Origin of the sequence: Psittacicella gerlachiana (assembly GCF_003585965.1) — a bacterium.
Taxonomy (GTDB): Bacteria; Pseudomonadota; Gammaproteobacteria; order Enterobacterales; family Psittacicellaceae; genus Psittacicella; species Psittacicella gerlachiana.
In genome coordinates, this window is record NZ_NRJF01000267.1 from 1 (window position 1) to 1643 (window position 1643).

Below are 1643 nucleotides of genomic sequence, written 5' to 3' on the forward strand. Positions count from 1 at the left end.
GAGATAAAGTTTACTCTAGAGAAAAAATTTATAATTCCTTAGCTTTCTTTTGGGTTAATGATTTATTTGTCAACTAAGTCTAGTTTTTTACTTATAAATAAATGTGAATTATTGTAAAGTAAGTGAAGTTTTATTGATGTATTTAACAATTTATTCACATAAATTATATTAAGAGTTAAAAGACAACTCTAGTTAAGAATCATTTACTCTATTAAATATACTCAAAGCAATCTTTTTCTTTTCCGAGATTCTACTTAAGCTATAATAAGCAAAAGTATATTTTTAATGAGGTCTCAATGCTAGTAATTGTAATGCGTCATGGTGAAGCTCAAGGATTTAGCTCATTAGGTGGGGATCGTAATCGTGAACTTACGTATAATGGAGTAAAACAAGCTCAGCAGGCTGGAAAAATTTTAGCTGAACAAGCAAAAATTCAAGTTAAAGAGGTTTTAGCTTCTGATTATTTACGTGCTTATCAAACTGGAGCAGAGGTGGCGAAAATCCATCAAGCTAAGTTTAACCCATTTAGAGCTCTATCTATCTCTCATGAGGACTTAGATGAAGTTGCAGTAAAACTTGAAACTTTAGCTCAAGAATATCAAGGTAATCAAGCTGTAGTCTTAGTAAGTCATATTCCAATCGTTTATGATTTAGTCGCTCTTGTTGCAGGTACTCCAAGCTCTTTCCCATTTCATACTGGCAATTTTGTAGTAATTGATTACGAGACGAAAAAGATTATAGGTAATAGTAATAGTTACTAATAAGATTATTATGGATAATGAAATTAATTTTAGTGAACAGAATTTAGAGAGTTTATCTGAGTCACATGTATATGTTCCGGATACTATTAACGATTATCGCTCTTATCACACCGGAAAATCTATCAAAACTATAGGTAATCCTCATAAACTTTTAAAAACTAAAGTGGTGAATAAAGTGAATTTACCTCCTTTTTGCACCGCAACTGGTAATCCAGGTTCGGGATCTTATTTAACTATTAGTTATACGGCAAAAGATAAATTATTAGAAGTGTTTACTTTTGAAAAGTATATTAATAGTTTTATAGGTCATCCTATAGTCCGTGATGTAGAGTTATTAGCTCAGGAAGTAGCAACAGAAGTAGCAATTGCTTTAAATACTCCTGTAACCTTAACCGCTGAATTTGTTTTAGTGGGGTTTAAATACGGACAAAGTGTACAAGTAGAGGTTGAGATTGATCAATATATGTTACAAATCTTACAACCTCAATATCGAGAAAAGTATTTAGCTTTCCTTGAAAAACAAGCTAAGGGTGAAATCAAAGTTTTAGAAGATAATAAGACTTTTTTAGAGCGTGTAGCTCAAAATCAACAAGCAACTTGCCCGGTAAAACACACGCTTCAAAGTAATCAAGATTCTAATCCTTTAGAAAAGGAACAAGCTGTAGAATCGGTTAAAGAAGAGAAGCAAGAAGCTTCTATTCAAGTTGAGTCTCAGGAAAAAGCTAGGGTGCAAGAAGCATCTTTGACTTCAAAAGAAGATGAGAAAAAAGCTCAAAGTGATGACTATGAAGTATGTCCTTTTGTTAAACGCGAAGATGCTCGTCCAGGTTCAAAGTGTCCTGTAACTGGAAAATCTTACTAATAAATAGTAAAAAAGATCTT

2 protein-coding genes are annotated in these 1643 nt (G+C 32.2%); both read left to right on the forward strand.

Translation table 11 applies throughout. From position 1 onward, the window contains the following. Nucleotides 1–296 precede the first annotated feature (296 nt). A complete protein-coding gene (gene sixA, locus CKF59_RS07485; RefSeq protein ID WP_222985710.1) occupies nucleotides 297–761 on the forward strand; it encodes a phosphohistidine phosphatase SixA in 465 nt (154 codons plus the stop codon). Between the two features lie 10 nt (nucleotides 762–771). Next, the gene (locus tag CKF59_RS07490; RefSeq protein ID WP_119535285.1) at nucleotides 772–1623 is read left to right on the forward strand and encodes a hypothetical protein; all 852 of its coding nucleotides are present in this window, start codon (nucleotides 772–774) and stop codon (nucleotides 1621–1623) included. The last annotated feature ends 20 nt before the right edge of the window (nucleotides 1624–1643 follow it).

Bases quoted from the DNA above. Each gene is read 5' to 3' on its own strand.
- CKF59_RS07490 (WP_119535285.1), top strand. From the start codon at position 772: ATGGATAATGAAATTAATTTTAGTGAACAGAATTTAGAGAGTTTATCT.
- sixA (WP_222985710.1), top strand. From the start codon at position 297: ATGCTAGTAATTGTAATGCGTCATGGTGAAGCTCAAGGATTTAGCTCA.